The 26,448-nt window shown below is 49.6% G+C and carries 22 protein-coding genes and 1 pseudogene; 8 read left to right on the plus strand and 15 right to left on the minus strand.

Annotated elements, in window-relative coordinates; all coding sequences use genetic code 11:
- Positions 1 to 109 precede the first annotated feature (109 nt).
- The 5 genes from licT to K331_RS0127705 all read right to left on the minus strand — a co-directional run bounded on the left by licT (position 110) and on the right by K331_RS0127705 (position 4,940).
- Positions 110 to 949 (minus strand): BglG family transcription antiterminator LicT, encoded by an 840-nt coding sequence (gene licT / locus K331_RS0127685; protein WP_028592842.1) that lies wholly within the window; start codon positions 947 to 949, stop codon positions 110 to 112.
- A 177-nt stretch (positions 950 to 1,126) separates the two neighbouring features.
- Positions 1,127 to 2,212 carry an SPFH domain-containing protein gene (locus K331_RS0127690; RefSeq protein ID WP_028592843.1) on the minus strand — a complete coding sequence of 362 codons (1,086 nt, stop codon included), beginning with the start codon at positions 2,210 to 2,212 and terminating at the stop codon, positions 1,127 to 1,129.
- A 57-nt stretch (positions 2,213 to 2,269) separates the two neighbouring features.
- Positions 2,270 to 3,067, minus strand: a complete 798-nt coding sequence (locus K331_RS0127695; RefSeq protein ID WP_028592844.1) for a TPM domain-containing protein — start codon at positions 3,065 to 3,067, stop codon at positions 2,270 to 2,272.
- Complete coding sequence (locus K331_RS0127700) at positions 3,067 to 4,098, minus strand: hypothetical protein (RefSeq protein ID WP_028592845.1); 1,032 nt, start codon at positions 4,096 to 4,098, stop codon at positions 3,067 to 3,069. Before K331_RS0127700 ends, K331_RS0127695 begins: the two co-directional genes overlap by 1 nt.
- A gap of 110 nt (positions 4,099 to 4,208) precedes the next feature.
- On the minus strand, positions 4,209 to 4,940 hold the full coding sequence (locus K331_RS0127705; protein WP_028592846.1) for a PspA/IM30 family protein: 732 nt from the start codon (positions 4,938 to 4,940) through the stop codon (positions 4,209 to 4,211).
- Positions 4,941 to 5,092: 152 nt separating this feature from the next.
- Between K331_RS0127705 and K331_RS0127710 the strand changes: the two genes are divergently transcribed.
- Positions 5,093 to 5,992: a glucose 1-dehydrogenase gene (locus K331_RS0127710; protein WP_028592847.1), complete on the plus strand. Its 900-nt coding sequence runs from the start codon at positions 5,093 to 5,095 to the stop codon at positions 5,990 to 5,992.
- Between the two features lie 136 nt (positions 5,993 to 6,128).
- Here K331_RS0127710 and K331_RS0127715 read toward each other — a convergent pair whose 3' ends face one another.
- The 4 genes from K331_RS0127715 to K331_RS0127730 all read right to left on the minus strand — a co-directional run bounded on the left by K331_RS0127715 (position 6,129) and on the right by K331_RS0127730 (position 12,007).
- The gene (locus K331_RS0127715) at positions 6,129 to 7,076 is read right to left on the minus strand and encodes a ring-cleaving dioxygenase (protein ID WP_018887023.1); all 948 of its coding nucleotides are present in this window, start codon (positions 7,074 to 7,076) and stop codon (positions 6,129 to 6,131) included.
- Between the two features lie 339 nt (positions 7,077 to 7,415).
- Complete coding sequence (locus K331_RS0127720) at positions 7,416 to 8,087, minus strand: response regulator transcription factor (protein WP_018887024.1); 672 nt, start codon at positions 8,085 to 8,087, stop codon at positions 7,416 to 7,418.
- Between the two features lies 1 nt (position 8,088).
- Positions 8,089 to 11,205 carry an ATP-binding protein gene (locus K331_RS30760; protein ID WP_211237368.1) on the minus strand — a complete coding sequence of 1,039 codons (3,117 nt, stop codon included), beginning with the start codon at positions 11,203 to 11,205 and terminating at the stop codon, positions 8,089 to 8,091.
- A gap of 154 nt (positions 11,206 to 11,359) precedes the next feature.
- Positions 11,360 to 12,007: a hypothetical protein gene (locus K331_RS0127730; protein ID WP_028592848.1), complete on the minus strand. Its 648-nt coding sequence runs from the start codon at positions 12,005 to 12,007 to the stop codon at positions 11,360 to 11,362.
- A gap of 285 nt (positions 12,008 to 12,292) precedes the next feature.
- Here K331_RS0127730 and K331_RS0127735 point away from each other — a divergent pair, with 285 nt between their 5' ends.
- The 3 genes from K331_RS0127735 to K331_RS30765 all read left to right on the plus strand — a co-directional run bounded on the left by K331_RS0127735 (position 12,293) and on the right by K331_RS30765 (position 14,512).
- Complete coding sequence (locus K331_RS0127735; protein WP_028592849.1) at positions 12,293 to 12,916, plus strand: hypothetical protein; 624 nt, start codon at positions 12,293 to 12,295, stop codon at positions 12,914 to 12,916.
- Positions 12,917 to 13,003: 87 nt separating this feature from the next.
- A complete protein-coding gene (locus K331_RS0127740; protein ID WP_028592850.1) occupies positions 13,004 to 13,630 on the plus strand; it encodes a hypothetical protein in 627 nt (208 codons plus the stop codon).
- A 33-nt stretch (positions 13,631 to 13,663) separates the two neighbouring features.
- Positions 13,664 to 14,512 carry a M12 family metallopeptidase gene (locus K331_RS30765; protein ID WP_051290082.1) on the plus strand — a complete coding sequence of 283 codons (849 nt, stop codon included), beginning with the start codon at positions 13,664 to 13,666 and terminating at the stop codon, positions 14,510 to 14,512.
- A gap of 123 nt (positions 14,513 to 14,635) precedes the next feature.
- Here K331_RS30765 and K331_RS0127750 read toward each other — a convergent pair whose 3' ends face one another.
- The 4 genes from K331_RS0127750 to K331_RS0127765 all read right to left on the minus strand — a co-directional run bounded on the left by K331_RS0127750 (position 14,636) and on the right by K331_RS0127765 (position 20,058).
- The gene (locus K331_RS0127750) at positions 14,636 to 17,473 is read right to left on the minus strand and encodes a glycoside hydrolase family 3 C-terminal domain-containing protein (RefSeq protein WP_028592851.1); all 2,838 of its coding nucleotides are present in this window, start codon (positions 17,471 to 17,473) and stop codon (positions 14,636 to 14,638) included.
- A 253-nt stretch (positions 17,474 to 17,726) separates the two neighbouring features.
- On the minus strand, positions 17,727 to 19,025 hold the full coding sequence (locus K331_RS0127755) for a glycosyltransferase family 2 protein (RefSeq protein ID WP_028592852.1): 1,299 nt from the start codon (positions 19,023 to 19,025) through the stop codon (positions 17,727 to 17,729).
- The gene (locus K331_RS32405; RefSeq protein WP_018887032.1) at positions 19,018 to 19,164 is read right to left on the minus strand and encodes a hypothetical protein; all 147 of its coding nucleotides are present in this window, start codon (positions 19,162 to 19,164) and stop codon (positions 19,018 to 19,020) included. The genes K331_RS0127755 and K331_RS32405 overlap by 8 nt, the downstream gene beginning before the upstream one ends.
- An 18-nt stretch (positions 19,165 to 19,182) precedes the next feature.
- Positions 19,183 to 20,058 carry a GGDEF domain-containing protein gene (locus K331_RS0127765; RefSeq protein ID WP_028592853.1) on the minus strand — a complete coding sequence of 292 codons (876 nt, stop codon included), beginning with the start codon at positions 20,056 to 20,058 and terminating at the stop codon, positions 19,183 to 19,185.
- Between the two features lie 606 nt (positions 20,059 to 20,664).
- Between K331_RS0127765 and K331_RS0127770 the strand changes: the two genes are divergently transcribed.
- Positions 20,665 to 21,063: a DoxX family protein gene (locus K331_RS0127770; RefSeq protein ID WP_028592854.1), complete on the plus strand. Its 399-nt coding sequence runs from the start codon at positions 20,665 to 20,667 to the stop codon at positions 21,061 to 21,063.
- Positions 21,064 to 21,233: 170 nt separating this feature from the next.
- Positions 21,234 to 21,893, plus strand: a complete 660-nt coding sequence (locus K331_RS0127775) for a L,D-transpeptidase family protein (protein ID WP_028592855.1) — start codon at positions 21,234 to 21,236, stop codon at positions 21,891 to 21,893.
- A 143-nt stretch (positions 21,894 to 22,036) separates the two neighbouring features.
- Here the strand turns inward: K331_RS0127775 and K331_RS0127780 are convergent, their stop codons facing one another.
- Positions 22,037 to 22,258 (minus strand): hypothetical protein, encoded by a 222-nt coding sequence (locus tag K331_RS0127780; protein WP_028592856.1) that lies wholly within the window; start codon positions 22,256 to 22,258, stop codon positions 22,037 to 22,039.
- A 269-nt stretch (positions 22,259 to 22,527) separates the two neighbouring features.
- Between K331_RS0127780 and K331_RS0127785 the strand changes: the two genes are divergently transcribed.
- Both K331_RS0127785 and K331_RS0127790 read left to right on the plus strand, forming a co-directional pair.
- Positions 22,528 to 24,528, plus strand: a complete 2,001-nt coding sequence (locus tag K331_RS0127785; protein ID WP_028592857.1) for a methyl-accepting chemotaxis protein — start codon at positions 22,528 to 22,530, stop codon at positions 24,526 to 24,528.
- 211 nt (positions 24,529 to 24,739) lie between these two features.
- Positions 24,740 to 25,888 (plus strand): glycosyltransferase family 2 protein, encoded by a 1,149-nt coding sequence (locus K331_RS0127790; RefSeq protein WP_028592858.1) that lies wholly within the window; start codon positions 24,740 to 24,742, stop codon positions 25,886 to 25,888.
- A 184-nt stretch (positions 25,889 to 26,072) separates the two neighbouring features.
- On the opposite strand, the pseudogene K331_RS32905 reads toward K331_RS0127790, so the two are convergent.
- Positions 26,073 to 26,448: pseudogene (locus K331_RS32905) on the minus strand (pectate lyase); the annotation flags it as partial.

The following is a 26,448-nucleotide window of genomic DNA, read 5'->3' on the forward strand; positions in this document are numbered from 1 at the left end:
CTGAGCCACTGGTCTGAAGCAACAGAACCGGAATATCCGAGTCTGTCTTCATACCAGCAACCCAGGTTTTGCCTTCATAAGTTACAACCCTGTTCGCTAATTACAAGCATTATTCTTCTGTGTTATAGGCCATTCTTTCGATATGGATGGTCAGATACATCATCTCTTCATCCGTCAGTTGATACGTGTAGTTGTTCTCGATGAATTTTCTAATCTTCTGCGTGCATTTATAGGCCTCGGGGTATTTCTTCTGAATCATTTTGAATAATTCATCGTCGTTGTTGCTCTTGTAATGATTCCCTTTAACCAAGCGCTGGGCAAAGAACTTCAAATGTGTGACGAACCGGTAAAAATTCAGCGAGTTCTCATTCAAATCCGTCTTGAAATGATATTTGATGATCGTCAATATCTCCTGCATGACCTGTGTCATGCTGCGAATATTGGGCATCTCCTCATTCAAGGCTGCATTGACGAGGTGAAGTGCCAGGAATCCGGCCTCATCCTCTGGAAGAATAACGCCAAAGCGGTCACATATCATGTTCAGCGCCTCAAGCCCAATCTCGTACTCCTCCTTATACAGTTGCTTGGTCTCCCAGATCAGGGCATTCTTAATCGGCAGGTTATTCTTATACCGCTCAATCGCGAAATAAATGTGATCCGTGAGGTGCAGGTAGATGCTGTCATTCAGCTTCTTTCCTAGCTTAAGCTTGGCGTACGCGATGATATCTTCCGACACTTTCATGTATTCAATCGGTATACTGGAGATTAGCGTCTTGAAATGCTCCTGTATATCTTCGTTCTGTAAAGTAAATATCTTATCAATGTGCTCTTCAGAGACGACATCACCAGGGCGCTTCTGGAAGGCGATGCCGCGGCCAATCACGATCATTTCCTGGTTGTCCTTGAGGGCCACGATTGCATTATTGTTAAGCACTTTCTCGATCTTCACCTTATCCACTCCAATATACAGAAATCGCTCCAGTATATAGAAAAAGGCAGAACCCTACCTTTTCCAAGATAGTCGGTTTTGCCTGATTCAACAGTTACAACCCGCAAACTGTATACGCTTACTTATAATGTACATCATAGTCTATGTCTGCAGGATTAGCAAGTAAAAAATTCACAGTTACGAACTTAATTTATGTCCACAATTAGGACAAAAGTTCGCTCCCTCGTTTTTCGTACCACAATTGGGGCAAAAGTTCGGTCGTTTTACACCCTCTCCGCTTGAAGCAGAACCTGACGTCTGACCGCTCGTAGTACCTCCGGACTGCTGTCCACCTTGCTGCTGTGGACCCGATTGTGAGCTACCTTGGTGATTACCCTGCTGTTGGTTGGCTTGCTGTGAGTTAGCTTGCTGCTGGCCCTGTTGATTCATATTCTTCAGCATTTCGCTAGCCATGTTCATCCCCATCATCATTCCAGCCATATCCGCAGCGGCGCCCCCACCTTGAATCTTCCCAGAGGCCATACCATCCGTCATAGAGATTTGCTGGTATTTCTGCACATTGCCCACCATCTCGTGTGAGGCCGTCTTCGTAATCATATCCTGTATTTCCTTCGGATAGTTGAAGCTCATCACATGAAAGCCTGTAATGGTTATGCCATTATCCATAACCTCCATATCGAGGTCTTCCCGTATTCCCCGGGCAATATCCGAAGCGTTAGCCTGCAGGTTGAACATATCCTTCCCTTCTCGGCTAATCCACTTCATTAGCAGCTGGTCTAACACCGACGTGATACGCAGCTTCACATCATCTACCAGATAACTGCTTCGTACACCGGCAATCTTGTCAATGAGCGTGACATAATCGCTTACCTTGAAGTTAAAGGTTCCATTTGCCCGAATCGGCATTCCGCCAGGAAGCTGCGCAGTTGGGATCAGCACTGGATTCTGCGTACCCCATTTCACGGTGAACTCCTTCGTATTGACGAAGAGCACCTCAACCCTCATCCCGCTGTTAAAGCCAAATTTGAAGCCTTTGAGCGTTGACAGAAAAGGAATAATCTCCGACTCGATATTGAACTCCCCGTCATCCTCAAATACGCCCTCAATCCTGCCGTTATTCATGAAGATAGCGTCCTGCCCCGGTCGGATGATCAGCTTGCTCCCTTTCTTGATCTCTCGATTGCTCCACTTCCAGAAGATCATATCATCTCTGAATTCTTCCCATTCCACTACATTCGCAAACTGATTTCTGAAAAATCCCACAATTATCCATCCCTTCGTCGTCAACCTTGTGAATGTATCCTGAACTCGTTCCTACATTTAAAATGAACCCCTGCTGCCACTATGGGAATGACCTCCGCCCGTCGTTCCACCGCCACCGCCACCCGAAGAATTGTTCTTCGGTATTGGGGTCTTTGTCGTCGTCGTGTGCAGATATTGATCCCGGCGCTGCAGTATGCCTGATGTGCCACTATCCTCATAGGTGCTACCATTCACGGTAATTCGCCCGCCAGACCGATAGGCCATGATCGCTACAGCTCCCCCTCCAACTGCCAAGGATACAATGAGCTGAAACCAGCCATTGAAGAGAATATTGTCCGGATTCATACCCGGTGGGTACCCCATATAGCGATCTGCTGTCTGCAGATAGATCTGGAACGCCTCAGCATAATCACCGCTTGATAATCTCGGTGTGATGCGTGCACGTATTTTATCCAGTCGGCCATTATCGAGATACTCTTCAGCCTTGTAGAAGCCGGCCAGATAGACATCACGATTGTACATATCCAGCGTCAGAATGACTGCATTCCCATGCGCATGGTCATATCCAGGTGCCCGCTCATCATAGAAATTCTGCGTCAGCAGAATTACATCGGTATTCTCAGGATTATTGGTCGTATACACAATCATATCCGTCTCACGATTCGCGCTGTATTCGTTAGCCAGTATCCCCAGTCGTTCCACTTCCTGCGGATTAAGCAAGCCCGCTTCGTCATAGATCAAGGTTTTGTGCTCTGTTGAAGTAACTGTAGAAGCTGTTGCAGAAGCTATAGGCCCATGTAATGCTCCGACTGTCCATATGATCAGTACCGTCAGCAATAAACCGAATCTTCTTATCACCAGAAGCCTCCTCCCATCATGAAGGATGCAATCTTCAAGGTAAGCAGTGTTGCTCCGGCAATGCCGGCGAACCATGTAGCCATTTTCATTTTACTGAGCGGCGGCTTGCCGACCACCTTGCCTGTCTGACCATTCATGGCAAAGGCATGCTCCATGCGATTGTAATCATAGACGACCATCCACACGGGCAGCAGGACATAGTCAGCATTCTTCAGCTGCGTATCGATCTGTCTATCGACATTCGTCACGGTGGCATAGCCTCCCATGGAGTTACGAATATAGGAATCAATATAAGAGCTGATCTTGCTCTTGGCACGCGGCAGCAGCTCTCCATCATCATAGCTGTAGCTCTCCGCGATGAATCCAGCCAAATAAGGTGATTTGAAGCTCTTAAGCTCCCTGAGAGGGAATGGCTCCAGCTTATCCATCATATGATCGTCCATCTTGGCGGCGGCATCAATCGGCACATCGACGTAGTTAAGACGTATTTTGCGATAAATATCGTAATGACTTGTCTCGGTATATTGGTAATCGCCACTCGTGTAGCTGCGAACCTTCGTACCTCGGGCCTGTACTTCAATATCATTATCCAGATCATACAGCCAGTAAGGCACATAGATCCCGGTAATTCCCTTAATTCGGTCCGCTGTCATGAAGCCTCTTGGCGTAAGCAAACCATTCCGGCACCATTTCTTGAAGGCCGCAATCGCCTCCTCCTTGCTGATGGAGAACGGAATGATCTTCACTGGGGCTCTCCGCCCCGTCAGACGATCTGCAAGCACGACCGGCGAGCCGCAAAAGCTACAAGAGGTAGCTGTCGTCTCTGCATCGGTCATCAAGTCCGCACCACAGCTATTACAGTGATACTCTCTGGCCTCATTATCTGTAAAAACAGACTGCTTCAGGGGATCGGGAATGTCCTCGATCCGTTCGGTTCTCCCACAGCTACTGCAAGCCAACATGCCCTTCTTGCTGTCAAAGGCCATGCTGCCCCCGCAGCTTGGGCATTTATAATCAATAACCGGCATTATGCACCTCACATTCTCCGTTCATGCCTATTACGGTCCATATAATCGTTGCATAGACGTGAATTTCCTTCCTGAAGGAAGGTCCTTCCTCCAAACAACGCGATAATCCGCTATTCTCCACGCTCGACCTTAGCCTTGAGTGCAGCCAGCTCTGCCTCGGGGTCCAGCACGACGTCTGTTGCCTGCGTGAAGTGATCCTTCCCATCGCGCTCCGCATTCTTGCCAGCCTCCTGCCGCTCCAGCTCGGCAATGAGCTCATCCAGATCATCCTTAGGCTCACTCCGAAGCTCCGCCAGTGCCATAGCCTCATCATAGGCCTGATTGACCTTCTCCTCCAGCTCACCGAATACAGACCCTGCTCCTTCACCGCCGGTATTCATGGCATTCAGCCGCTGCTGTTGTCTCGTCTCGGCCATCTTGTCCTTCAGCTGAGCCCGGCGCTCCTCCAGACGCGACAGGTCATCGGTAAGCTTATCCTGCATACGCTCTATTCCTGTTGCCGCTGCTGCTGCCTGATCATAAGCTGCCTTCAGCGCTTGATGCTTCCGGGCCTGATCACTCTTGCGCTCCAGAAATGTGCGAGCCTGCTGCTCATTTCCGTCTCTAACCGCACGTTCGGCATACCTATGAAGCTTATCCATCTCGGCCTGGGAGTCCTCCATGGCACGCCTTGTCCTGCGTTCTTGTGCTTGCACCGAAGCGGACTCTGCTTTGACCTGGCCCAAATCCTGCTGCATACTTCGCATGTAACGTTCAATGGCCTTCTCTGGATCATCCGTCCGTTCCAACAAAGCATACACATTACTTTTCATTACATCTCTGAACCTCGATAGGATTCCCATATCGTAATCCCTCCTCCAAAGGTTGTATCTACCTATATAATACTCGAACTAGGCCTAAAAGGATTCATATCTTGTCGCACTCACCATTTCCTGGGCGAATGCATAGGCTAACCGTATGACCTGAGGACGTCCAATAAAGGAGGAACTGCTGCATGAATCCGGTATACCCATTTTACAGTAAAACAACGGTATGTAAGGAACAGAACATTGCCTTCCCACCACAGCATCAGGATCGACAGCCGGGCTTAGAGACCCTTATGGTACCCCAGCCCATCAGTGAAGATCCCGCCTATATCGGTAGCTGCAAGCTTAAAGACAAGGTGGCTATTATTACGGGTGGTGATAGCGGGATCGGGCGAGCAGCGGCAATCGCTTTTGCCAAGGAGGGTGCCGATGTCGTCATTGCCTATCTCTATGAACGGACAGATGCAGAACGAACACGGCAACGGATTGAGGAGGTCGGCGGGCGCTGTCTGTTGCTTGAGATCGATCTGAGGCTGAAGCAGAATTGCGAGGCTGTCATTCGTGCTGCGTTAGATACTTTCGGCAGGATTGATATACTAGTCAACAACCATGGGGTGCAATATGTCCAATCCAGCATTGTACATATCACAGAGGAGCAGCTGTACCAGACGTTCCAGACTAATGTCTTCTCCTATTTCTTCCTGATACAAGCGGCACTGCCACACATGAGCCGTGGTGCCTCCATTATTAATACAGCCTCCATAACGGCATACAAAGGAAATGTGCAGCTGATCGACTACTCCTCTACAAAAGGGGCGGTCGTGTCCCTGACCCGCGTGCTGGCCAAATCACTTGCTTCTCAGGGAATTCGGGTGAATGCCGTAGCGCCTGGCCCGATCTGGACGCCACTGATTCCTTCCAGCTTCTCCGCTGAGGATGTCATGGTCTTCGGGACCGAGACCCCTATGGGCCGACCCGGACAGCCCTATGAGCTGGCGGCGGCTTATGTATATCTGGCCTCCCGGGATTCATCCTATGTCACCGGGGAATGTGTCCATATCAACGGGGGAGACATGGTCACGACCTGACCCCGCTTCCTACTTCTGCTCGATTCAAAAAGAACCTCCACATCCACTGTACTTACATAGTGGAAATGGAGGCTCTTTTACGTCTTACACAAGATGAATTGGTCTTGGCCTGCTTAGAAGCTACAATCCCTCTTCATTAACCCTGCCGTGGTGGAATGCGCACTTCAATAGGTTGCAGGTTGCCTTCGATCAGCTCACGCTTCGGCTCGAACCACTCTGGCAGCATCAGCTTCTGGCCCAGGCTTTCCTTAGGCTCATCATTGGCGAACCCTGGAGGATCTGTAGCAATCTCGAACAGAATTCCACCCTGCTCCCGGAAGTAGATCGCGTTGAAATACTGACGATCAATTACATTGGTAGGCTGGTAGCCATAAGCCTGAACGGCCGCTCTCCACTGCTCATGCTGATCGAAATCCGATGCCCGCCAAGCGATATGGTGAACCGTACCTGCACCACCATACCCTGGAGCCTTTCTGGCCAGCGGGATATCAACGATATTACCGATGTCCCCGCTTGCACGATAACGTGCATACTCGCCATCTTCCCCTACTTTGGTCATTCCGAGCAGGTTCTCCATTTCATCCATGGTGCGCACAGGATTCGTGCTATAGAGAATTGCACCACCGAAGCCCTTGATCGCTGTATCCGAAGTAATGCCGTCATGTGTCCAGGTGCCGTTAGCGCCACCCTCACGCTCGACAAGCTCCAGCTTCAGCCCTTCGTTGTCCTCGAATTGCAGATAAGTCTCTCCGAAGCGAGTAGCAGTCGTCACTGCGATCCCGAAGCTCTCCAGACGATTCCGCCAGAATTCCAACGCCCCTGTAGGCACTACATACGATGTAACGCCCACCTGTCCACCGCCGACTCTCCCCTTCGGTGTATCTGCAGCCGGGAAGAATGTAATGATTGTACCCGGGCTACCGTGTTCGTCACCAAAATACAGGTGGTAGATATCCGGGGCATCGAAGTTCACTGTTCTCTTCACCAATCTCAGGCCAAGAATACCGGCGTAGAAATCAACATTACGCTGTGGATCGCCTGCAAAAGCAGTGATGTGATGAATACCTGTTGTTTGAATTGTCATTTGAAAAACCTCCCATAGGTTATAGAATGCCGATTAGACTGCTCATCATGTATGTTCAATTGCATTTACCTTAATTGCGTTTACCTCAATTTCATTTATCTTGATTTAAAGATATAACAATTCGTAATTGTTGTCAACACCTTTTCTAAAAATCATTTTCTTCCTCAAGCTGCTTCTGTTTCAATCTATAATGAACGACTATTCACTGATCTTATTTGCAAAAAAATTAGCCTGACCTACAGGCCAGGCTTGTCTATGCGGAATGTAAGCTCCATGCTTATTCGATGCTTACGTAGGGACGCTTATTCCCAAGAGCAATCTAGCCTCACCATCAGCTGGCTAGCCAGAGGTCATGAGCTTATTCAGGTAGGCAACAGCCTGCATCCGGTCGCTCGTACCGAGCTTGCTATAGATGACACTGATATAATTTTTCACAGTGCCCACGCTAATGTATAGCGTCTCCGCAATCTCCGTGTTGGTCATGGGATGCACCATCAGTGCAATAATCTGTCTCTCACGCTCGGTGAACTCAATGCTCATGCCGTGAAGCTTCTCCTGGTTCAGAGCAACGGGCTCTACCTTGGACATGGAGGACAGACGTGCCGCCAGCTTGGCTGCAATCTCAGGTGTCAGTAGATGACGCCCTTCTACAGCATCACGGATCGCCTTCAAGAGCGTAGCCTTGTCCATATCCTTCAGCAAGTAGCCCATGGCCCCGGCAGCCAGTCCTTCTATAATATACTCGTCGTCCGTAAAGGTCGTGAGGATCAAGATCTGGGTGTGAGGACAGCGCGCCTTGATCTTGCGAGTCGCACGAATACCGTCCATAATCGGCATCTGTACATCCATCAACACCAGCTCAGGCTGCAGTCTGACGCTTAGGTCATAAGCCTGCTGGCCATCCTCCGCCAACCCGATCACCTCCAGATCCTCCTCCAGCTCCAGTACGGTATGCAGGCTTTCTCTGAGGAGCCGCTGATCATCTGCAATAATGATTCGAATTCGCTCCACGTCAATCTCGCTCCTTCTTTAAATGTATAGTAATAAGGCAGCCCTTCCCCCCATCGGAGCCAACGGTTATCTGGCCTCCCAGACGATGCACAGCTTCCTTCATCGAAGAAAGCCCTATACCGGGCTGCTCTGGAGCATAGGGATGGCCTGTATTTCTTAAGCTGAATTCGATCCAATCATCCTGTTCAAGTAACTGCAGCTGGAAGGCACGGCTATGTCCATGTCGGATGCCATTCGTAATTCCCTCTTGCAGCGCATCGTATAGAACCCTTTGCTGCTCAGGGCTCAATGATGCCTCACCCACCTGCAGCTCACACTGCACCTGAATTCCCGTATACGCCTCCGTCTCCTGAATCAGATGCTGAATTCGCTCCGCAAAAGGACGCCCATGCTCTCGTTCGTATTGTTGCTGCTCATCCCCATGCTCCTTCAGTTGCCTCAGCGACCTGCGGATGCTGCTGAGACCACGTCGCACCAGCTCCTGGGAATTACTCATGTACTTGAGCGCTTCCTCCGGCTTGCTCGGGATCAGACTCTTGCCAGCCTCAAGCTGCAGCAGGGTCGTCGTAAGGGAATAGCCCAGCGCATCATGAATCTCCTTCGTAATGCGCTTTCTCTCCTCCTCAGCGCTAATATCGGCTATGGCTACCGCTGTCTCCTTCATGGTCTGGCGCATCTGCACCGTGCGCTTGATGACCTCCTTCTCCAGACTATGGTTCCAGGTCGCCAGCTTCAGATGCAGCTCTACTCTGGAGAGGAGCTCCGCTCGCGTGATCGGCTTGATGAGATAATCCGTAGTGCCTGCGTCAAAGCCCAGCTCGATATCCTCTGATTGATTACGGGCTGTAAGGATCAGAATAGGGATTCGTTCCCCGTATTGGTCCCGTAGAACTCGGCATAGCTCATAGCCTGACATGCGGGGCATCATGAGATCCGTAATAATGAGACTCGGCTCACAGCCTTCAGTCAGCTGCTCAAGAGCTTCCTGTCCGCTACTGGCTTGTACAACGATGTAGCCTACGGAGGAGAGATGATTATGCAGAATCTGCAATATAATCGGATCATCGTCCACAATCAGAATACAAGGCGATTCATGCCCCTCCCTCCTCTGTTCCTCCGTGTTCTCCTCTTCCCTCATGCCTTCCAAGTACGGGGGCGGCATGGATTCCAGCTGCTGATGTAGCTCAGCAAGGGCTAGACCAGATGACTTGTATAGCTGAGTTTTCACATCCGTCCTAGTCTCGGCATCCATAGGCATAGCTTGGCAATTTGGATCGTGTAATGGAAGCGTGAAGCTGAATGCTGCCCCTTCTCCCTCTGTCGATCTGACCCAAATGCGACCTCCATGAAGCTCCACCAGATGTCTAGTGATACTCAAGCCGATGCCTGTACCACCGTATAATCTGGTGATAGAGCCGTCTCCTTGCTCGAAGGCTTCAAAGATAGCCTCTTGTCGATCATGAGGTATCCCAATGCCCGTATCTCGTACCGTTATGCACTGCCACTGACCGAGTGTAGACGCCTCCAGCGTGATGGAGCCAGCATCTGTGAACTTCAGTGCATTGCCAATGAGGTTGCTCATGATTTGCAATACACGATTCTCATCAGCATACACGAGCACGTCAGCCGGAATCTGATTGTTGAAGACAACCGTCTTCCCTTCCACCAGAGGCTTCAGTAGCCTGATGACCAATTCGGCAGCCTGATGCATATGCAACACCGTCGGCTGCAGAACGATCTCTTTATCCTGCAGACGCGTAAAATCCTGCAGATCATGCACCAAATGGGACAACCGCTGTCCACTGGATTGAATCAGACGCAGCTGACGCACAGCCTCAGCAGGAAGCGGGCCCGCTGCCCCCGCAGCGAGTGATTCAGCCAAGCCGATCATCCCCTGTAACGGTGTCTTCAGCTCATGTGAAGTGTTATGCAGGAACCGATCCTTGGAGCGATCCAGCTGGAGCAGACGATCCGAGAGCTGCTCGATCCGCGTGAATGCCTTGGAGAAATTAATCGATAATAGCAAGGATTGCAGCAAAATAAACACGAACATTCCAAACGGGACAAGTGTGCCAAATTGCGTCAGATTGTTATTATAGAGGACATCATTCAACGCGAAGACGAAAAGATTGGCGAAGGCAATCAACAGTAGAGTCGTGCCTGCCTCCTTTTGCAAGGCAGCGACCCCTAATCGAGCAAGGATGTAGATCAGGACCACAAGAATCAACACTTGGTAGTAGAGCAGCGTGAAATGATAGACACGAACTGGGGTGAGCAAGATTAATAATGACAGGACCCCACTGATCGCACACACCGCTCTGACAATGCGCAGAGAGTAATAGGACGGATATAGACTGTAGATGAACAGGATCAAGAGAGGAAGACCCAGATACACGGTCACATAGGATATTTTGACGAATATCTCCTGCGTCATGTCGGTGAACAGCATCAGAATAAATCGTTCATTCACTGCTAAGGTACGTGCTGCCATCATGAAGCAAAATAGCGAGAAATACAGCGTTGACCAATTATGCCTACGTAGGACATACAGCACCATGTGATAGATGGCAATCGTGAACATGGCTCCGAACAAGAACAGATCTCTTGCCAAGCCTTGCTGACGCAGGGTTGTGATCTGCTCCTGGGTACCGAAGAGAACACTCTTATCAATGCCTCCGGTCGGAAATGAATAATTAGCGACCTGCAGCATGAGCTCAAGCTCTGTACCCTGATGATGGAATAACACGACTGGCCTACCATAGTGCCCGGTTGTCGATGCCGGACTTGTTCCGGCCTCACCGACGCTAGAGACGAGCGTACCGTTAATGTACAGTCGGTAGGCCGAGTGGACACTTTTCAAATATAGACCATACAGCCCATCCGTTGCTGCTGTCTGGATCGTCAAGCGATAGGTAGCATAGCCTCTATCCTGTATTCCGAGCGGGGCTCCGGCACCCGACTTCCATATACCCGGCACTTGGACGTAGCCTGTATTACAGCTCTCACAGTTCACTTCGGCTCCAGACGAGAGTGCCGGGTTCGTATATTGTTGCCAATCCAAGGCCCATTCCCCGTCTAATCGCACGGCTCCATCATGCTCTGCATCCCAAGATTTCAAGTCCAGAACTCCCTGCTCGGCAGTATACGAAGCTGCAGCTTGAGGCTGAGGCAGAGTCATGAACAGGCATATGGAGAATATCGTGCATATCCACCATAACGAGCCTCGTCTGGTCGTTCTTAGCCGAATCTCAGGGTCAATAACCTGACCTGTGTCACATGGCTTCATTCTCTTCGACAGTCGGCATTCCGTCTGCCAGCAGATAATATTCTTCAGACCAGGTGGCATGCAGCGGTTGTACCTTGCCTTCGCTGGAGAAGTCAACAGGCCAATAGCTGTTCGGCACTGGAGAAGCTGGTAGCAGACCGAGCTGCATAGACGTGTAGGCGAATAACTGGCTGCAGAACATGCTGTGATGCCCCGGATTCACTCCAAGCTTGCCAGCCATTACGATCTCCAGCATTTCCACCTCATTCGGGAAGACAGCTCCATGAACCTCTTGAATGGTCTTCAGCAGCGCCTGCTCCATCGCTGGAGTACGCTCCATATCAAGTAACCTGAAGGCGAACATGGGGTCCCATAGATTATCAATATCTGTGCGGAGGCGCTCATATAGTGGTACAAGCATCGGACCATTCTTGGTCTTGCCAAGCAAGACATCCTTCACATTGTCAAATGTCGTCGATTCCCACAGCAAGGGATAGTCATATTGGGGCAATCGGACAATCATACCAATATGGGACCAGGGTGACCCTTCGATGAATTCAATCATAATGCTTTCATGCATGACACTGTGACACAGCAGGATATCGCCGGTCTGCAGACGGGGCTCAATGTCTGCATATTTTACCGTTTTTTTCATAGCGCCTACCTCCTTTTTATGGCATTTCCTGGTACGAAATGCTTGACTTCATTATATGGATTACCGAGTAAGGCCGTAAAGAGCTCAAAAGGAAATCGGTAACATAAAACATTCAAAATGTATATGACTTCGGTCATGTACACATTCCATATTCGAAGCATATAGCGTCATGTCAAGTCATGACTTTGGCTACTAACCCCGACTCCTGTAGCTGGATTACAGTAAAGGTGCACCTCACAGGATGCACGCACTTCATACCCAAAAACATTTTAGGAGGAATTACACATGTCAACAGCTACAGGCACAACCTACTCTGTAAAGATCAAAAACAATGGTACTCATCCCGGAAGCTTCGCCCTCTACAAGGAAGATCCGGACATGATGAACCCTGACACGTTGATTCTGGCTTGGCTCGCAGAGGCATCTGCCAACGGACAAGAGACTACGATCTCCTGGACCGTGGACTATGGTTTCTACTGGACCAAGGTCAAGAGTCCGGAGCCCGGAACCACCATTACATCCACAGCCTCTAAAGACGCCGATCTGAAGAGCAACAACTCCATCGGGTTCAGCAAGTTAACAGGTGGTACCTATGTTCTCTCGGAGACAAGCTCAGCTGGCCATCAGAATATTCTGTATGTACACCAGGACGAGACAATTGAGGTGGACGATAACGCATTCATCGGCATTCTGATCGACAACCAACCGGTTGTTGCCAAGAGAGCTCAACCAAGTACCATTACAGAGTTCACACCACACCCTACTTATTATCTGATCTATGGCGACATTGAGCAGGGAGCTGTCATTGATGTAAGCGAATATTCCGATCAGGCTTTGAAAATCACATTCGACGGTGTAACCGAGCACAATGTGGTGCTGAATGAGCGCAATCAATTGCACTTGGTCTAAGGTAAGAGAAGGGAGCTATGCGGGAATCTATCCCGTGTAGCTTCCTCTACAAGGTAGAAGCAAATTCCTGCGAGGAGTCCGAGGATCGTGCCTAACTACACTCTTTCTGTGACCAATCACGCCACCTTCAGCGCCAATATATGTCTGTACTACGTGTTCGAGGAGCTTAAGGACCCTAGTGCACTCACTTACATTTACATGTCCGTTCCCTCCAGTCCTGAGACGACCGACCTGAAGCTTGGCTGGGAGCCAGGGCTACAGTTCATGTGGCGCAAAGAATCCATTCGTGGAACGGAGCATGGCATACAGTTGAACCAGATGCAGGTCACCGATGCGCAGCTTACACGTAGCAATGGCGTGACCTTATCTCGCAATACGGCGGGTGGATACCAGCTCTCCCCCACCTTCGCTGCCTTTGATCGGGATCGATACTATATTTCAACAGACCGCACCATCGTCGCACAGGATAATGCCTTTGTAGGAATGGCTCAGAACGGAGCTCCCCTCGTAGCTGTGAAGGCGCATCCCAACACGATGACTGCCTTCCACCCGAGACCCCGGCTCTATTTGACCTACGGCTTCTGGCAGGCGGGCGCGATCATTACTCCTGACATGTATGCAGAATACAGCCTTAGGCTCGACTACGAGATCTCGACACATCTGGCGGTCACTATCTCTTCCTTGAACGAGCTGCATGTGACAGACCGCTCCTGATCTACAAAATTTGAAGTTATGGAGGGTAAGTATATGCCATATGAAAATGAATCTGCAGAAATCTACGCCCCGGATCTGCTAGACAAAGGAATTCCTGAAACCGGCTATGTATTCTTGGCGGATGACAAGACTCCCATCAAAGTGGATTATATGGAATACGATCAGTTAGCGGTATTCGATGGAGATATCGTCGTAGCAACGTCCGCTCGAATGAAGCAGAATACCGCCCTTGTGGAAGGCTTGCTCGCTCAGGGCCTCGACGAAGTTCCTCATCCTCAGGTCATCATTGATATGCGTCGCCTGTGGCCACAAGGGAAGGTCTATTATAGCTTCGACACCTCCGTCGATGAGGCCAACAAGAAGAAAATCAACACAGCTATCGCCAATATTGCGGCTTCCTGCAAAGGCGTAAGCTTCACCCCAAGGACAACGCAGCCCAATTATATCTCGTTCACCATGGGCGACGGTTGTAGCTCCTATGTCGGAATGCAGGGCGGCAAGCAGGCGATAACGCTGAGCCGTAACGGGTATGTCATCGGAAATGTCATTCATGAGATCAGCCACGCTCTTGGATTGCTTCATGAGCATACCAAGCCTAACCGCGATCAATATGTACAAGTCCATCAAGACAATATTATTGCCCGCGCACTTCATAACTTTGATATTGTGAACCATCCCAAGCTCTTCAAATCCATGGACTATGATTATGGCTCCATTATGCATTATGGGCGAACAGCCTTTGCGAAGACGAAAGGAACAGAGACCCTGACACCGACACAAGCAGGTGCTAGTATCGGGCAGCGTTCTCAGCTATCCAAGCTAGATAAGGAAGGCATCAATGCATTGTATACAGGCAAAAATGTGTATCAGGACTCCCTGTAAGCTGTGACTACGTGGCTGAATGATGACAATATTATTAACTACGACACTATTTGCAGCGATACAATGGCTATATAAAAAATAAACCGGAGCGGCGGCTCCGGTCATTTCATTTTAGAAGAAATACTATAATTTCCTCAGCTCAATCCATTCGAATTGAATCCCTGGCTTGATGAAATCCAGCTTCACCTCATAGTGGCCTGCTTCCAGGCCCAGCTTCACCAGCTTGCGGGTAATCCATGCGCCCTCAGTTCCATTCGTCTGGACGGTTGTTACCAACTGATCATTCAAGCTTACATTGCAGGCGCTCTGGGCCATCTCATGATCTGGAGACATGATACGGACGAACATGCGGTAGCTCCCGGCTGCGCTTACATTTAGTACAGCATTCCCAGCTGCGTCTGGCTCCAAGCGTATGATATCCGGTTGCTCATTCCCGTGAGCAGACGTACCTTGAAGATGAGACTCAGCAGAGATAGCATCTCCGCTTAGCCCGGGCTGAGCCTTGAAGGTAACCATAGTCTCCGTCTGAACCTGCCCACGTGCAAATACCGGTGCTTCCAACAGGAAGTGGCATATATTCGCAGCACTCTGCTGCAGCTCCCCACGAGTCAATGTCCCCTCCTTGAGGGCACTGAGCGTATTATCTCCCATTGCATTGGTCTCTGCCCCATAGTTCGGAACGACCATATACAGATCATTCCCGGCCCGAACCATCCAGTTGGTATAGGTTCTGTCGGCGTGCCCTCCGTGGACAACATCGTTCATTTTCGCCCACCAATCCGTCATCACAACACCCTTGAAGCCCCATTCCTTACGCAAAATATGGCTATTCAGGTCATAGTTCGATGCAGCCCAGTGACCGTTAATCGGGTTGTAGGAGGTCATAATTACCTTGGCCCCTCCCTGCTTCACCGCGATCTCGAAGCCCTTCAGATAGATCTGCCGCAGCGCGCGCTCGGATACGACCGCATCCGCCATATGACGATGCTGCTCTTGATTATTGCAGGCAAAATGCTTCAGCGTGGCATGTGAGCCCCCCTGCCGGATACCACGGGTGCAGGCAGCTGCAAATAACCCCGTAATCAGTGGGTCCTCGGAGAAGTATTCGAAGTTGCGTCCGTTCAGCGGATTGCGCCGGATATTCAGCCCCGGACCAAGCAACGCATCGATCTCATTGCTTAACATCTCCCGTCCCTCCAGCACATATAGCTCCTCAATCAGCCCCGGATTCCAGGTAGCAGCCAGCAAGGTGCCAATCGGTACCTGTGTTGCCAGCTCTCCGCTATCCATGCGGATACCTGAAGGTCCATCTGCTGTACAGGCAATCGGAATACCGTACTGCAGCAAGCCGTCGCTCACTCCACCGAAGGCGGAAGCCGTGCCCGGTGTCACTAACGGGCTGCTCATCCCTTCACCACGGACGATCGCGGCCAGCTCTTCATCACTGAGCTGCGCCACGAACTCCTCCATACGGACCTTGCCCTCATGGACATCACGCAGGCGGAAGCCCAGGTCCCCTGTCTGCTCCCATGTGGCAGGAAGTCCAGCTCGGACACGCTCCTCCAATGAGACCGTCCTGATGGGTACTTCCTCATAGGCCAGCTCATAAGCGCCACTGCTTAATCTGGCACCCGGCTTCATACGCGTGAAGCGCTCTGTCGGCGCAAGCGCCTCATCCAGCTGCTCCACGACCAGTAACTCTTCCACCACATAGCCAGGCTGTCCCTCGACTTGAAGCGGTACAAGCTCCCTAACGCTATTCCCTACATACAGATGATAGGTCCCAGCCTCCAGCACATAAGCAGAACGATAGCCTGTCACACCACCATCATCATAAGAAGATAACGAATGTACCGGGAAGGTCAGCACCAGGCGCTCCGACTCACCAGGCTGCAGCTCACCAGTCTTGCCAAAGGCCGCCAGTACCCGCGCCGGTTGCCCAAGCTTGCCTTGTGGAGCTTCACAATAAAGCTGTACAACTTCCTTGCCTGCGAACGCCCCCCCGATATTTCTTACCGTGACGTCTACAGACAGATAGCGCTCTCCTTCCTGCTCCAGAAGCTGGGCCTCTCCAGGCTCCAGCTGGAACTGCGTATAGGACAAGCCATAGCCGAAGGGGAACTGTACCCGCTCTGGCCGAAAGGTCTCAAAATACCGATAGCCTACATACACGTCCTCTTGGTACAGATTCTTCAGCTCATTACCATAATTGCTAGTGGACGGATAATCCTCGATCGTATAAGCAATCGTATCCGTCAGCTTGCCACTCGGTGTGACCTCGCCTACGAGAACATCAGCTATCGCATGTCCACCTTCCATCCCCCCATGCCATGCATAGATGACACTGGAAATGGGGTGAACCGCATTACCGCTATCCTCAGGCTCCGCCAACCAGCTCATATCTATAATATTGGATACATTCAGCACAACCACCGTCTGTTCAAAATGTGTCGTCACCAGCTGTAGCATGGTCTGCTCTTCCTCCGTCAGCAGATAGCTCCCAGGTTCAGTAGCGTTATCCTGATCCTCTCCCGCCGTGCGGCCAATGACGATAACCGCCTTATCGGAACGCCCACGAGTTGCAGCCACCAGCGAGTCCGTGAGTGGCATTTCCCGCTGATGCCAGGGCTCTGCTGCCCAGCCGCCGCCACCGTTGTCGAATGGATTCTTTTCAATCCATTGCGTGTAGACCGCAGCCAGCTCCCTGTCCACCGTGATTCCACGCTTGCTGCGAAGGCCATCCAGCAGATTCGTCGTATAGGGGACATTGACACTACCGCCCGAGCCCGTCCCGCTACGATAATAGTTCACCTGAGCTCTGCCAAAGATGGAGACACGCTCACCCTGTCGTAGTGGTAGTACTTGCCCCTCATTTTTTAGCAATACAGCTCCCTCGGCTGCCACCTTCCTGCTGAACTCGGCAAAGCCCGATAATGGTACACCTCTTTGTGATACGCTCAAGTGGTTTCCCTCCCGTGTATTCATAGCTACAAGTCATATTATACCAATATATATGGTCAAAAAGGAAAAGAATGCGGTTACAATTACAAGGCGCTTGTGCCTGCTTTTCATCCATCGTATCCGTAATATCCGTAGTAACCGTAGTATCCGTAATCTGTAGATTTGCAGATGAGAAAAGACCCCTACCAGATTGTTGAACCTGGAAGGGGCCTTGCATCTAAGCTCCATATTAGGAGATCCTTGAATCAGAGTCTCAGCCGAAGCGCTGCGTCTTATACCATTTGTTTCCTTGGCGGCCTGTAATCTTGTCGACACAGATTGTCCAGAAGGCTTTGACCGAGATGATCAGGAATAGCTGGGCATAAGTGAAATAGGATAGACAGGATATTACAAAGTTCTCCGTGTTGCTCTGTCCGATATCCGAAGCTAGCGCCAGATTAATCTGCAGGACGTAGATGAAGTACATCAGCGCCCACGCGATGACGAGATAGACGTATACATCACCCGAGAACTGGAATGGACTCTGTACATCTGGCACGAACAAGCGCGCAATCTGGTAGCCAATATTCGCAAGGAAGATTACATCGGACACAAGAATCGCGAGCATGAACCAGAAGTAGCTGGCCGCATAATACATGATATGCAGCTTGATTCGCCAGCTGGTTCGATCGAATAAATGATGGAAGTTATCCATAATGACATGAAAATTCCCCTTCGACCAGCGTCCGCGCTGCTTCATATACACACTGAGCTGCTCCGGCTCCTGCTGATAGGCCTCAGCCTGTGGAGCGAGCGCAATCAGCTTGCCCTTCTTCATGATCTCAAAGGATACCGCTGTATCCTCTGTAATCGCATTTTCGTCCCAGCCGCCAATCTCGCGCATCAATGCCGTATTGACAATAAAATTCGTGCCCGGAATCGTGCCGATCTTGAACAGCTCCCACAATCCAGTATGGTGTACCCGCTGAATCGTGACCAGCTCCTGATTAATGCACTTGGACAGGAAGTTCTGTCCCCGATTGCGTGCCTTGTTGCGTCCGAAAACGGCTCCATATAGGCCCGGCTTCTCCAGTGCCTTCTGCACAAGGAACATTAATGCATTCTTCTCGGGCGCCGCATCGGCATCATATACACATATCCATTCGCCCTTCGTCTTTAGCAGTGCATCATTGAGGGCCCCAGACTTGCCGCCTGTGCCTTTGCGTTCCATAATTTCAAAGTCACGGTGCTGATAGCTTGGTCGGCTCTTCAGCTCCTTAAGCTTCGCCGCCGTCTGATCCGTACAGTTATCCGCGATGACAATAATCTGCACCTTATCATGAGGGTAGTTCAAACGCAGGATATGCTCTGCCGTAATAGCGACCACCATCTCCTCATTGTGCGCAGGCACAAGTACGGTAACGGATGGATAATCCTCCATTGACGCAGGAACCACGAATTTATTCCGATTTTGCCTGCTCAGAAAACGAATCGCGCCCACCATAATTATGATGGCCTCGGTAACAGCTGTCCAAATACTAATAATGGTGACAAGCAGTACAAAATCAGTCACTGGTCTTCCCCCGATCGTAGTTTCGATAGACCTGTGCACGGAATACCAAGGTAGCCACGGTCAAGCCCAGGATCGTAATAATAAAAAACGTACTGACAACAATACAGAGCGGGATAAACCAGTCCAAGTAACTTACCATAGCTGATGACCTCTTCCCCTAAATAAATTCCCCGATCAGATCGGTCTCGGTATTTCTCTCCAGTGCACTAATGACACCATTGATATTCTCGTACTTGCTGAATTGATCTGGCTGAAATACAAGAGCACCTGAGCGAATGACCAGCTTGAGGGGCCTTCCCTTCAAATCCATTACAGACATCTCCATCATCGCCCGCTTGATCCGCTCCGTCATGGATTCAAGGAACTCGGGACGAGTCATCGGACAGATAATGACAAAGCGACCACCGTCGATGAAGAACTTGTAATCCTCATACCGCAGCTGCTTCTGAATCGTGTCCGACAGATCCAGCAGTAAGGTAGAGTATCCTTGGGAACCCAAAGATTCCTGAACCAGCGGTAAAAATTCAATCTTGAACATCGCCACACAAAAGCCGTATCTGTCCGGATATCTACGAGCCAGATTGGACTGCTTGACAATGGCGTCTGCGAAAGCTTCCTTATTGCCCAGCGTAGTGTGTGGATCAACCTGCGGGTTCCTGCGCTCCAGCTCCTCCAGTCGCTCCATGAATCGATTGCTGCGGATCATGAACGTCTTAATCAGTGCCGCGACCAGCATATTCGCCGGAATGAGCAGCAGCCATGAGATGACCAGGACCTCTGGTGGTGCATAGGTAGCCAGCCATACGAGATACAATACGAAAAATACGAAGACTGCGACAACAGACACCCCGACTGGCAGCAGCATACCGATGAGCAGAGCCAGCAAAGCCAGCGCATTAAACAACAAATCCTTCAAGGTAAAGGATTGGGTATTATAAATATTCCAGAAGACCAATACTTCCTGTAAGAGTGCCATTGCAATGAGCAGAATATATCCCCATTTCAAGCCATGCAAAGGTGTCTTTTTTTCCATCTGAGTCATTTTTTCCGCCGCCATCAGTTCACCCTTCTTTTTTGGAATCACAAAAAAAGCCCTCTCTATACATTTACCCACATTTCGAGAGGGGCTCTATGTCTTATGATCTAATTCTTATTCTATACTCTCATCCATATTAGACCACATGTCATATTGGATATCTACACTAACTATACATTGGCCCCATCTTTTTTCAACAAAAAATTGGTAAATTCCATTTATTTCAATCCAATATATGTCTAAGGACTCAAACATTTATTTATAAAAGGTATTGACAGTTCATTTATCCTGATTTATATTTATCTTAACTTAAAGATTAAATAAATTGAGATAAAAATAGTAGGTGAACAGATGCATACTCTGGGCCGAAAGGCTAGGGCTATGTTCCAGATCATCTGGAGTAACCATTAGCGAATCCATTCAGTGTTTCCGGGCCATTACGGTTCTATCGGCTATTGCGAACATTAGTGAGTAAGGATTCACTTGTTCGTTAAGAAACTCAAGTATAAAGAATCGAAATCATGAACTTTATTCAGGTCTAATATCTTTATATTAAGAATAACAATAATAATATTTATTAAAAATTGGGAGATGATTCTAATGATGATGGCAGTAGGTTTGTTGGTAATTCGTGTGATTGTAGGTCTGTTATTTGTAGGACATGGCGCGCAGAAGCTGTTCGGTTGGTTTGGTGGTTATGGGCCCAAAGGAACTGGTGGCTGGCTAGAATCCATTGGTGTGAAGCCGGGTGTTACCATGGCAGTCGTGGCAGGATTGATGGAACTAGTGGGTGGCCTTCTGTTCGCTCTTGGCTTGTTGACCCCTGTGGGGGCGGTGTTGATTATCCTGACGATGATTGGTGCAATCAAGACCGTGCATGGTCAGAACGGCCTGTGGTCAACAGCTAACGGCTACGAGTACAATCTGGTTCTGCTTGCTGTAGCTGCAGGCGTTGCCTTGACCGGGGCAGGAGCCTATTCACTGGATGCATTGTTGTTCTAAGCAAATAATGAATATAATTCAGGCCACAGTCCATTGCATACGCGATGGATTGTGGCCTTTTTTAGCATAGAATCCTGCTCGGCTTCGCATCATACATTACAACTACATTTACACACTAGCTATCGCTTGTCTGCATAACCAGACATCAGAAGGGAGCCTGGACGGACGTCATGTTTTTGCATAAGCTGTTGTTAACCATTCATGTATTGACGGCAATGGATCCGATTCCAGCTGCCGAGCCTTTTCAGGCCTATCAGAATACCTATATTGAGGTGGACCCTATCCAGCATCGACTACGCCTGTATGCAGATGATCAGCTGATGAAGACCTTCCCGATCGCGTTGGGCAAGCCTAACACTCCATCGCCTGTAGGCGAATATATGGTTATCAATAAATACAAAAATTGGGGCAAGGGCTTCGGCACCCGCTGGATTGGTCTTAATGTGCCTTGGGGCATTTACGGCATTCATGGCACGAATAGGCCCGATTCCATTGGCCACAGTGCCAGCCATGGCTGTATTCGTATGTACAACCATCACGTCGAGGAGCTGTACGAGTGGGTACGCGTAGGAACAACGGTAAGCTTTGGCGGACATGTACTCGGCAAGCCGCTGGATAATCCTCGCTTGATAGCCATGGGGGATAGCGGTGGAGATGTCCAGCTCCTTCAGTGGCGACTACGAAGTGAGGGACTATATTCAGGTGAGTGCAAAGGAAAATTCAACTATGCTACCGAGGTTGCTTTGAAGGCTTATGAGCAGCAACACAATCTGCCTGTAGATGGCGTTGCTGGCTACGAGGATTATCTGAGTCTCGGACTGATTGAGTAAGCTGGTGAATCGCAGCGTATCCTTCAACTAGTCAGAACCGGCCCGGCACTCTTCCGTATCCAGTTAACTTCATAGACGAGGTGGCACGCAGCAGAAGCGGAGTGCCGACTGTGCCAAAAAAGCGACCCTCAGAGGTCGCTTTCCTAGTCTTCCACCGGCAAGCTCGGTATGGCAGTAAAAAATACATCCAGCAACTCTGTCGCAAAGTTCTCTTTGACATATAGAACAATCTCGCCTAGTTCTTCCTCACTCTCGTACTCCAGACAAGGACGACCCTCGCTCCACAGCACCCTGCACCTGAACAGCACACACACACGCTCAATTATATAATCCTGATTCACCGCTTCTCGATTGACTGACATCATTCCATACCTCCTTGCTCACGATATTATCGCTAACTTCTAGCACAGCATCTAATACTACTTACCTTATTATTGAAATGAAACATCGTGCATTCCGTGATCTATATCACAGCTTATTGTGAGCCCTCTGAAAAAAGGGGTCCTTACTTCCTTAAAATTTGTTTGAATTTGGATCGTGTATCCGTCTAACTATTGCCCACTCAAAGACCGATATATTCCGTATTGCTCTTGCAATATGGGTGTTCAGGATAAGATAGAGAGGGTGCGTTTACATGAGCAAAATCAGCAACCGTAAGACCAGAAGGAAGTTATTAATCAGAGAAAAGCTGATCTTATCATTTGCAGTCATATTACTGCTTCCCACGATTGGCCTCGGCATCATCTCGTTTCAGACCGCCCGTGCGAAAGTTGAGGACAAGACCTTTGAGAACGCCCAGAACAGTGTTCAAGTGCTGAATCAGACGATTGATCAGATCATCGGAGCCACGCAAAAGAATGTGGACTTCCTGGCTAGCCAGCTCGACGCAGGTCAAGTAGGCCCTCAGCAAGGTGACGAGACGGAGACGATTCGAACATTGCTCGACGCATATAAGGATACCCATGATGATGTAGAGCTGGCATCCATCGGTACAGACAAGGGTGTGTATATTAATGCTCCCGTCACGGCCGTGAATAAGCCCGGATATGATCCACGTGAGCGTCCCTGGTATCAATCTGCCACTCAGAATAAGAATAACCCTACTGTAATTACACCCTATATATCAAGCAATACAGGAAATGTGGTGACATCTATCGCCCAGACCACTGCCGATGGACATGGTGTCGTGTCTGTCAGTCTGTCGCTTGCAAGTCTGTCACAGACCGTGAACGCAACCAAGATTGGCGAAAAAGGCTATTTCTATATCATAGATAACGCAAATAAAATCATTATTCATCCTACGATTGAGCCAGGAACAGAGGCAACCACTCCTCCTTATGTAGACATCATTGCCCAGAAGAACGGGGAGCTGGCCTACACGCTGGATGGTAACCGCGAGCATGCTGTCTTCGCCACCAACGAGCTTACGGGCTGGATTATTGTTGGTGTTGTAGATAACGATGAGGTGGTCAATTCGGTACGTTCGATTCTGAACACTACCGTGATCGTCATCGCTATATCCATCATCCTGAGCTCTGTAATTATCTTCTGGATTGTAAGATCCATTACACGACCACTGAATCAGATCGTCCAAGCCTCCGAGGCCATTAGTGACGGGAACCTGGCCATTGAAGTTCCTGTAGGAGGAGACGATGAGCTCGGGAAGCTGAGCACTAGCTTCAATAAGATGAGCCGCTCTCTGCGAGGCGTCATCCAAGATGTCCGTTCCACCGCCGATGAACTGACTGCTTCCTCTGCCCAACTAGCAGTTAACGCTTCGGAGACAACCAAGGCAACCGAATCCGTCGCACTCATTACAGAGGAATCGGCTGCAGGAATTGAGAAGCAGGCAGGAAACCTGAAGCACACCGCACAACAGATGAATGAGCTAGCTGGAGGGGTAAAACAAGTAACGGACAGCACCCAGCAGGTATCCGAGGCTGCCATGCAGGCCAGTGAATTGGCACAGCAAGGAAATTCGACCATCCAGACAGCTGTCTCGGAAATGGGCTCCGTGAGCCGGTTTGTGCAAAATATGGAGCACACTGCCGAGCAGCTCGGACAGCATTCCGCTTCGATTGGGGAGATGGTGTCCGCGATCACCGATATTGCCGCCCAGACCAATCTGCTGGCACTAAATGCATCCATTGAAGCAGCGCGAGCTGGTGAGCATGGACGTGGCTTCTCCGTTGTGGCAACGGAGGTGCGCAAGCTTGCCGAGCAATCCAGTCTCGCTGGAGAGAAGATCGTAGAGCTGGTATCAACCATTCAGCAAGAGATCGCGAAGACGCATCAGCGCGTGCATAGCGGCAAGATAGACGTGGATAATGGCATACTTGCTGTGCAGTCAGCAGACCAGGCCTTCGCCCAGATCAATGAAGCGTTCGGATTCGTGAACAGCCAGCTTGAGAATATCGCAGCGGCCTCCCAGCAGATGTCCGCCAGCACAGTAGAGGTCGTAGGATCCATTACACATATTCAATCTATCTCACAGCAAAATGCTGACGGTACGGAGAGCATCTCGGCGGCGACCGAGGAGCAGGTTGCTTCCATGCAGGAGATTACATCCGCAGCAGATTCACTGGCCCATCTGGCGCAGAAGCTGCAAAATCTGGTCAGCCAGTTCAAGCTGTAACCCTCATTACCCAGTCAGTCCATGCCAGCCTACAACGTACAAATCCCCGTTACTCTATATAGGGTAATGGGGATTTTTTTGGCATAACGGCAATGACTTCAGCCTATTTGGTAACTTGAGGGCTATTGACCAGGTCAGGCTACCGTCCTTGAATATAATGTTATCAATTCGTATTCAAGAGTTCTCAATATGATCTGGGGAGGGGATTACATTGTCCATCCGCTACAGCATCATTATTCCGACCTATAACCGTCTCCATCAGCTGCTGCTGACACTCACCTCATTGGAGACACAGACCTATCCGAAGCATCAATTTGAAGTCATTGTGGCTGATGATGGCTCTACTGATGGAACAAAAGACATGGTAGCAGACCTCCACACTTCCTATCGGCTAATCTATGCATCACAGGGGGAACAGCGTGGCCGTTCAGCGATTAGGAACTTAGGGCTACGTTATGCCAAAGGACATTACGTCATCTTCTGTGACTCAGATTTCCTGCTGCTGCCCGAATTCATTCAGGTGGTAGACCGCTACCATCGCAGTTTTCCGAGGTCCGTGCTGTCAGGCTTTCCATACTCATGGGACAATATTTACACCCACTATTACCCGGAGTTCTCTCCTGAGGAAAAGGAACATTTTCGCAATATCATTACACCTTCCGGCCTATGGAACCCCCATTTTGAGACGGCAACCGACATTATTCCATTAATTACACCAGAGGATATCCTTCATCGCTCTGATGCCTTGTCCAAGGCCGTGTTCCCATCCAGAATTCCGCACAACACTCAGGCCCAGTTCGCCAAGACAGACGTAGCACCCTGGATGCTGCTCGTCACTCGTTGTGTGTCTATGAAGCGCAGCTATTTGATACGGAGTGGAGGGTTCAATGAACAATTTGTACTCTATGGACTCGAAGACTGGGACCTGGGCTACAGGCTACATCGAATGAACATTCCTTTCCGTACGATCAAAGAGACTGTCGGGTATCACCAGGAGCATCCTAGTCTCATGAGAGGAGATACCTTAAATACAGACAATCTGAAGATTATGTTCAAAAACTATGGATTTCATGATTCGTCGTTGAATTTATTCGCTCTTGTGCCCCCATCCGAGGACCTCGATAAATACAAGGATATACTGCGAATATTGCGTCGTGCGGTTCGATATACACGTACTCGTTCCTCTGCACGCTTGCTGAGGAGAACACTGCGAATGGCAGCCAAGCAATTCTGTCATGGAGGTCATACTATGGCATACCGACAGTCATTAAGTCGCATCAGTCGCAGTGCAAGAGGAAGGAAAAGTCGGGTTGCTCATGTACTACGAGAAATGCTGGCGAAAGCTGAACAACTGCTCTAGATATATCTTTGTCATAAAAAGTAATAAAAGCGATCTCGCAGGATCGCTTTTTCACTAGACGGAATTGAATTAACAGACGCACGAATGTGATCACTCTGTTCTTATCCAAATGAATAAACCAGTCACCGGTTCAGCGCCGGCAACTGGTTATCTAGCTTAAGTATGTCTTTGGATGTCTCTTAGACTAACGCAATTCCATGTAAAAGAGGTTCGCAGTATTATCTTTGGTAATGGTATGCGCACCAGGAGCAAGAGATACGCTGACAATGCCATCCGTCATGGAATAACTGGTCCCGTCAATCATGATTTTTGTTCCGTCTGCAGAATTGAATACTAATGTTAATGTTGCAGCTTCTGTAGTCGTGAACCCAATGCGTGTGGAGCTTTCAATCTTGAGAGCCTGCGTCAGTGTTAATCCGTTGTACTCTACAGTCCCTTTCGTAGATGAAAGATTCCCTTTAATATTGAAGAAGTCACTGTTCATTCCAGAAGCAGTAAAGTCATGGTACTCACCGACTGTCGGTTCTGGTGTTGGTTCTGGTGTTGGTTCTGGTGTCGGT

It is taken from the genome of Paenibacillus massiliensis subsp. panacisoli DSM 21345, from assembly GCF_000426545.1.
Classification (GTDB): domain Bacteria; phylum Bacillota; class Bacilli; order Paenibacillales; family Paenibacillaceae; genus Paenibacillus; species Paenibacillus panacisoli.

What these genes read in the sequence shown, in the direction of transcription:
- K331_RS0127780 (WP_028592856.1), bottom strand. Translation starts at nt 22,258, where the DNA reads ATGATGTCAGTCAATCGAGAAGCGGTGAATCAGGATTATATAATTGAG.
- K331_RS0127785 (WP_028592857.1), top strand. Translation starts at nt 22,528, where the DNA reads ATGAGCAAAATCAGCAACCGTAAGACCAGAAGGAAGTTATTAATCAGA.
- K331_RS0127700 (WP_028592845.1), bottom strand. Translation starts at nt 4,098, where the DNA reads ATGCCGGTTATTGATTATAAATGCCCAAGCTGCGGGGGCAGCATGGCC.
- K331_RS0127710 (WP_028592847.1), top strand. Translation starts at nt 5,093, where the DNA reads ATGAATCCGGTATACCCATTTTACAGTAAAACAACGGTATGTAAGGAA.
- K331_RS0127765 (WP_028592853.1), bottom strand. Translation starts at nt 20,058, where the DNA reads ATGGAAAAAAAGACACCTTTGCATGGCTTGAAATGGGGATATATTCTG.
- K331_RS32405 (WP_018887032.1), bottom strand. Translation starts at nt 19,164, where the DNA reads ATGGTAAGTTACTTGGACTGGTTTATCCCGCTCTGTATTGTTGTCAGT.
- K331_RS0127735 (WP_028592849.1), top strand. Translation starts at nt 12,293, where the DNA reads ATGTCAACAGCTACAGGCACAACCTACTCTGTAAAGATCAAAAACAAT.
- K331_RS0127770 (WP_028592854.1), top strand. Translation starts at nt 20,665, where the DNA reads ATGATGGCAGTAGGTTTGTTGGTAATTCGTGTGATTGTAGGTCTGTTA.
- K331_RS0127715 (WP_018887023.1), bottom strand. Translation starts at nt 7,076, where the DNA reads ATGACAATTCAAACAACAGGTATTCATCACATCACTGCTTTTGCAGGC.
- K331_RS0127730 (WP_028592848.1), bottom strand. Translation starts at nt 12,007, where the DNA reads ATGAAAAAAACGGTAAAATATGCAGACATTGAGCCCCGTCTGCAGACC.
- K331_RS0127705 (WP_028592846.1), bottom strand. Translation starts at nt 4,940, where the DNA reads ATGGGAATCCTATCGAGGTTCAGAGATGTAATGAAAAGTAATGTGTAT.
- K331_RS0127775 (WP_028592855.1), top strand. Translation starts at nt 21,234, where the DNA reads ATGTTTTTGCATAAGCTGTTGTTAACCATTCATGTATTGACGGCAATG.
- K331_RS30765 (WP_051290082.1), top strand. Translation starts at nt 13,664, where the DNA reads ATGCCATATGAAAATGAATCTGCAGAAATCTACGCCCCGGATCTGCTA.